We start from the raw sequence: 6,502 nt of genomic DNA on the forward strand, positions 1-6,502 counted from the left end.
TTTCGTCGCAACTTACGCCGATGCGGCGCTCAGCCCTGCATCGCGTCGAGTTGCAGTGCACCGGCTTCGCCACGCGCTTGCATGCCGAGCGTATCGACGGCGACGCTATCCGGCAGGCAGACGATCGTCTGGAACTGACGGAACGCCGCGCCCTTCTGATCGTCGGTAAAGCGCAGTTCGATGCTGCCGTTCGCGCGCTTGAGGAAATCGCGCACCGCGTCCATGCCGACGCCGCGGCCCGACAGCTCCGTGACCGTTTCCGCGGTCGAGAAGCCCGGCCGGAAAATGAAATCGGCGATGGCTTCGTCGCTCAGCGCCTTGTCGTGGCTGATCCAGCCGCGTTCCATGGCGATGCCGCGAATGCGTTCGAGCGCGAGGCCGCGGCCATCGTCGCTCAGCGTGATCTGCAGCGCGCCGTTGTCCACACCGACCTCGATGCTGATCGTGCCGGTCGGCGCTTTGCCGTGGGCGCTGCGCGCCTCGGCGGTTTCGATACCGTGGTCCATCGAATTGCGCAGCAGATGCATGAACACATCGTTCAGCGTGCCGCCCACCTGAGCGCGCAGACGGTAGCCGTTGTCGTCGATATGCACGTTCGGCGCGGGCTTGCCCAATTCATTCGCGAGCGACGGCAACGAGTCCAGCACGCCGGAGAGCGCGTCGCGCACGCTTTCGCTGCCCAGGGCGCGAAGCGTGCGGCGCAGCGCATCGTGCATCGACTGAAGTTCGTGCAGTTCGCCAGCGTTGGTTTGCTCCAGCATGCTCAGCGTATGCTGGATATGTTCCCTGGCGACCATTACATAGTGGCCCGAGTTGGCGGCGTCGTTCGTCTGGCCTTTGCCCTTGCGGCCAAGACTCTGTTCGTTGATCTTCGCGTAGCTTTCGATGGCTTCGCGCACGCGCGTCAGTTCGCGCATCAGATGCTCCTGATCCCACGAGCGATCCGCGTCCGGTTGGCGCAGTTCATGATAGCTCTGCTCGGTTTCGTGCACGACGTTGGTCAGATGCTGCAGGTTATAGGTCCGCGCATTGCCCTTGATGGTATGCATGTTGCGGAACAGCTCGGCGATCGCCGCGTGATCCGCCTCCGAATGCTTACGGATGATCCGCTCGTTCTCGCTGACAAAGCCGGTCGAGCTCTCGATGAAGTGGTGGAACTTCTCCTCGCTGACCGCGAGAATCTCGCCGATCATGTCGAGGCGGCGGCGCTGTTCGCTGGCTTGCGCCGCGAGCTTGCGCAATTCGGTGACGTCGCGCACGCAAAGCATCAGGCGCACGATCACGTCGCTTTCATCGGTAATCGCCGACCAGCTCAGGTCGAGAATCTTCACGCGGCCGTCGGGCATGCGCCTGGAAATCTCGCCGACCAGCAGATGCTGATTGAACGCGAAGTTGATGCAGTCTTCGCCCAGACACGCATTCGCGGCTGCGTCGACTTGCGAGAGCGCGTCCGAGCCGAGATCCGTATCCGCGAACACCAGATCCATCAGACCGCGCCCGGCAATATCCTTCGTTTCGAAGATGTCTTCCAGATACGCCGAGTACTCCGCGTGGATCACGGCGCCGTCGATCACGGTGAGAATGCCTTGCGGCATGTTCTGCAACATCGCCTGAATGTCGGCGGTTTTCTGCTTGAGTTGCGCCGAGCTCTCCTGAATCTTCTCGATCATGCCGTTGAAGGCGACGATCGAATGGCCGATCTCGTCCAGCCGGCCGACCGGCACGCGCCGCGTGAAATCCTGGCTCGAAGCGATCTCGCTCATCATCGCCTGCATGCGGCTGAGCGGGCGCGTGATCTGGCGGTAGAGCAGCGAGCCGATGGAGGTCAGCAGAACGATCGCGATGCCCGTAACGACGGCGATTGCCGTGGTCGTGGTCGAGAGCGTGGTGTTCAGCGCGCTGATCGCCTCGTCTTTCTCGCGATTCTTCTCGACGCGCAAAGTTTCGACGATCCCTTCGAGTTCATCGCGATACTGCGCGACGTTGGCGAACAGATACGCCTGCGCGAGTTCGTTCTTGCCATCGGCCTTCATTTTGGCCGTCTCGGCGATCGCGGAGAAATAATTCTCGAGACTGTCGTTGGCTTGCGAGACGAGACCCTTCTGGGCGTGGCTCGCGGCATCTTGAGCTTGCAGAGCGAGCGCCTGTTGCAGCGAGACCCGCTTCTTCTTCAGTTCGTCCTGTGCCTGGGCGACCATGTTGGCGTCGGGCGCGTAGACCAGCGTCATCGCGGCGAGCTGCACATCCTTGACTTGCGACACGAGGTCGGCGGAAGCGAGCGCGCTCGGCACAACGCCTTCCGTCACCTTGCGCACCTCGGCTGCGCTGCCGCGCGTCTGGTAGACAGCGTAGCCGCCGATCGCCGATAAGGCGACGAACATCAGAACAACCAATAGCGTGATGCGATGACGAATAGTCATTTGAACCCCCGAGGCCTGGCCTTCGCGTCAGCCCTCGATAGGAGCCGCGCGTTTTATGCGAACTGTGGTCTGACTTGCAGCGCTGCGCAGTATTGCGCACGCATATTACTAAGCGATGACTGCAGGCTTTTAGAATGCATTCAACGCGTTAAATTAGTTTCTAAAGTTCCTGGAGAAATCGTCGTTAGTCAGTACCTTTTTAGATTTTTCGTCTTGTCACCAATTCAACAAACTGCGCGACCAGACTAAAGCTCCATTCGACATGGTGGAGCCTAATGATGAATGTCAGCGTCCGCAGCTATCTGTCCCCAACACTCGTGCTACTCGCTTTCGATTGGGCCGAAGGTGGCACGCGCGAAGACTTCCTCGGTTTCGCCATCAAACGGACGCCGGGGTTTCTCGCCGCGGATGGACACGAACGCGAAGCCAGCAGCTGGCTGCCCAACCGGTTGACCTTCAAAGGCGCGGTGCCGGACACGCAGAGGGACGCGCCGTCGAATGAGGCGCCCATTCAGAAATTCATGTGGTGGGATGCGCGGATCGACGAAGCGGATCGTGAGAAGTCGTTCACCTATCTCATCTATCCGGTGGTCGGCACGCCGGAGGCGCCACAATTGCTCGACGCGCAAAGGGGCGAATGCAAGCTGACGTTGCCCGCGCATGTGGAAGCGAACGTCGGCTCGTGGTTCAACCGCGCCGTGGTCAGCTCGCAGGCGTTCGCGCGCAAAGTCGCCGCGCTGCATCTCGCGCCGAATGCGGCGCCGTCGCCGGAGCAGGCATTGCGCCTGCGCACATGGCTTGCGAACGATCTGCAGGAAGTTTTCGCGCTCACGCTCGATCATGCGCATCGTGCTGCGTCGGCGGTGTACCACCTGACCGATCCGCTCTGGGCGATTCCCGCCTTCGAGGCTTTCGGCAAGAAGCAGGGCAAAGCATCGCTCGCCATTGTCTACGACTCGCACGAAGTCTTGCAGAAGGGCAAGCCGCCGGCACCGTCGCCGAATCAACCCGCCGTCGACCAGCTCGCCGACGTCGCCACGTTCGCGCCGCGCGACAAGACGCACATCATGCATGACAAGTTCATCGTGGTGGACAGCGGCAATGGCGATGCGTCACCGGCGCGCGTACTGACCGGCTCGGCCAACTTCACCACCGAAGGCATCACGGAGCAGGCGAACGTGCTCCATCTGTTCGACTCGCCGGAACTGGCCACCTTGTACAGCGAGCGCGCCAAGGCGCTGGCAGGCAATCCAGCCATCGCTGCGACGGCGAAGCTCACGCCGGGCTGGTCGGAGTCGATTCAGATCGGGAGCGCGAAAGTACGGGTCTGTTTTTCGCCTGAAGCGAAAGACTCGCGTATGCAGATCGACACGATCGTCGACGCCATCAACGAAGCGAAACACTCCGTGGTGTTCTGCCTCTTCATGCCGACCGACGCGCCGCTGCGCGATGCATGTTTCGCGGCCGGCGACAAAGGCCGGATGATGTTCGGCCTCGTCAACCACATCAGCCCCAAGTCAGCGGAAACGGCGGAAGAGGCGGAGAAAAACGGACAAATCGTCTCGACGACCGCGCTCGCCAACATGGAGCTGTATCACCGCGGCCGCGACAAGCACGACGTAATCGACGCGGAGTATTTTTCACCGGCGACCGTGCCGGCAGGCTTCGAACCCGAGTTGCGGCTTTTCCCGGGCGAACACGCGCCGAGCTACGCGCCCGTCATCATTCACCACAAGTTCCTCGTCATCGATGCGGAGGGCGCCAATCCGGTCGTCTACACGGGCTCGGCGAATATGAGCAACAACTCGGAACACTTCAACGACGAGAACCTGCTGGAGATTCGCGACCGGCGCATCGCCGGCACCTATCTCGCGGAATTTCTGCGGCTCTATGAGCACTATCGGGCACGTGCGTTGGCAATACGGCAAAAGAACGACGGCACGCATGAGCGCTTGATGCTCGCGCCAGATGGATCGTGGGCGAAGAAGTATTTTGTTGCGGACAGCCCGGAAGACAAAGCGCGTGTTGCGCTGGCGCACGGTGGTGATTAAGACGCGTGCGTTCGAAGGCGTCACCGAATCGCCGGAAGATGCTTCGACGCCTCGCGCAAGGTGAGCGGCGAGATAAGGTTCCGCGACGCCGACAGAAAACCGCTCACCGCTTCGGGCGCGTGCCGCGCGTAGTCTCGCAACGCCCAGCCGATCGCCTTGCGGATGAAGAAGTCGCTTTCGCCGGCCAGCGAACGTGCGTAGGCGAAGAGGCGATCTTCGTCCGTATGTTCGCGCCAGCCGAGTTGATGAATCATCGCGATGCGCCGCACCCACAGCGATTCGTGCTGAAGCGCGGCGTCCATCGTGGCCTGCGCCTGCGGCGTCCCGACTCGCGCCGCTTTCAACACGTCGCCGACCACGGCCGCTAGCGGATCGACCGAATCCCACCACGAAGCATGCTGCGCGATGGTCAGCAGATGCGCGATGTCGGCCAATGCCAGCGTCTTCCAGTTGCGCGCCAGTAGATCCGTCGCGACGTACTGGTATTCGCGGGCCGGCATCGTCCATAAGAGATTGGCGCACGCCAGCAGGTGATCGGCGTTTTCCACCGGCAGCCGCCTGAAAACCGGCGTTGCCGCTTGCCGCCGCAACGGCGTCGGCACGCCAATAAAGTCGAACTGGTGGCGCATATAGGCGCGCATGGCGAGCGCTCGCTCCGCGTCGGCGTGCGGAGCGAGCGCGGCCTTGATTTCCTTGGTGAAAGCGTGGGGCGTCATTGAGGAAAGCGCTCGACGTGAACTTCGCCGCGTCGGCCGAAATACTGCACCTGACGTCCCGCGATCCAGACGAAATAGCCGACGCATCCGGCGGCCAGGGTTCGGCGCACGAACTCGGCGTAGTTGACGGCGCCGCTCTGCGCGCCGCGCACGGCCAGGTTCACGGCGTCGGCATCGAACGCGTCCGCGATGGCAACGTCCGGCAGCGGCAAGGTGATCACATGCGTCTCCCCGCCCGGCGCATAGTACGTATGCTCACCGCGACGGTAATCGGTGAAATACGATTCCACGCCAGCTTCACCGAGCGCGCGCACGACGGAGCCGAAGTCGATCGTGCCGTTGTGGGAACGCTGCGCGCAGTCGTCGGCAACGCGACGGCTTGCTTCATCGAGCTTGGCGCGCGTGGTGATCTCCTACAGAGTTGAGCGTTTGTTCGACGGAAGCACCGAAAATACCGTGAACGAATACTAGTTTCCCAGGAAATCAAAGTCAAGCTCGCAGGACGAATGAGGGGTTGTGAACCCGTTACCGTGGCTCCCGAATTCCCTCACCTTTGTATTTAAAGTGCGCGCACAGGTAGCCATATTCTCACCTGGCCGACTCCCGAATCTTCTCACCTGTCCGCTTTCAGCCTTGCTCCCAATCTCCACCCAACACCTTGTGCGGTCTGTTGCTAGCGACATGTTGTCCGCTTCTGCGAGCCCGCGACGATCACGCGATCGCAGGAAGAAGAGGATGTATGCAGATGGGCGGCACGGCGTTGCACCGATAGGCTTCAAGGTGAGGCGCTTGAGCGCCAGCTGCTTCATCGTTGACGCTATGAATGGAACTCCCTGGAATTTCTCACCTTATCTCAAGTGCGGACTCAGCGCGCCGTTGACTCACCTCCTGGAATCGCTCACCTTTGCCGGGTGATCTCCTGGAACGGCTCACCTCTCGGCGAGTTTGAGCCATCTATCTCCTGGAAAGCTTCACCGTTGAGCACGCTGATGTCATCTCCTGGAATTCCTCACCATCCCGGAGTCACTCATCCCTATGAGTCACACTATCGGCAAGCCAGACGACTGCCTTGACTGCGGCGTCGAGCGCTTCGTCCTTCGAAGCAAACACAGCGCCCGAATAGTATTGGACCGGCGTCCAGGCTCCGCCGTCTTCGACATCGCGACGAAACTCTTCGAATCCGTACGTACTGTCTGAACGCTGGAACAGGTCCACGCATCGGTTGTGCTCGTCGTTTTCAATGCTGTCGAACACCAGCGAAGACTTGTCGATACGTGATGACATTTCGAATCTCCCCTCCCCAGACCGGCCTGCA

Annotated in this window: 5 protein-coding genes; 1 reads left to right on the plus strand and 4 read right to left on the minus strand. The window is 61.2% G+C overall.

All coding sequences use genetic code 11. From position 1 onward, the window contains the following. Positions 1-29: 29 nt before the first annotated feature. Complete coding sequence (locus RI103_RS32755; RefSeq protein ID WP_310816905.1) at positions 30-2,420, minus strand: ATP-binding protein; 2,391 nt, start codon at positions 2,418-2,420, stop codon at positions 30-32. 278 nt (positions 2,421-2,698) lie between these two features. Here RI103_RS32755 and RI103_RS32760 point away from each other — a divergent pair, with 278 nt between their 5' ends. Then, the gene (locus RI103_RS32760) at positions 2,699-4,471 is read left to right on the plus strand and encodes a phospholipase D-like domain-containing protein (protein WP_310818632.1); all 1,773 of its coding nucleotides are present in this window, start codon (positions 2,699-2,701) and stop codon (positions 4,469-4,471) included. Positions 4,472-4,491: 20 nt separating this feature from the next. Here the strand turns inward: RI103_RS32760 and RI103_RS32765 are convergent, their stop codons facing one another. The 3 genes from RI103_RS32765 to RI103_RS32775 all read right to left on the minus strand — a co-directional run bounded on the left by RI103_RS32765 (position 4,492) and on the right by RI103_RS32775 (position 6,471). After that, positions 4,492-5,187: a DNA alkylation repair protein gene (locus RI103_RS32765; RefSeq protein WP_310816907.1), complete on the minus strand. Its 696-nt coding sequence runs from the start codon at positions 5,185-5,187 to the stop codon at positions 4,492-4,494. Continuing rightward, positions 5,184-5,477, minus strand: a complete 294-nt coding sequence (locus tag RI103_RS32770; protein ID WP_310816908.1) for a DUF1398 family protein — start codon at positions 5,475-5,477, stop codon at positions 5,184-5,186. Before RI103_RS32770 ends, RI103_RS32765 begins: the two co-directional genes overlap by 4 nt. A gap of 733 nt (positions 5,478-6,210) precedes the next feature. Beyond that, positions 6,211-6,471, minus strand: a complete 261-nt coding sequence (locus tag RI103_RS32775; RefSeq protein ID WP_310816910.1) for a hypothetical protein — start codon at positions 6,469-6,471, stop codon at positions 6,211-6,213. Positions 6,472-6,502: the final 31 nt, after the last annotated feature.

It is taken from the genome of Paraburkholderia sp. FT54 (assembly GCF_031585635.1).
Taxonomy (GTDB): Bacteria; Pseudomonadota; Gammaproteobacteria; order Burkholderiales; family Burkholderiaceae; genus Paraburkholderia.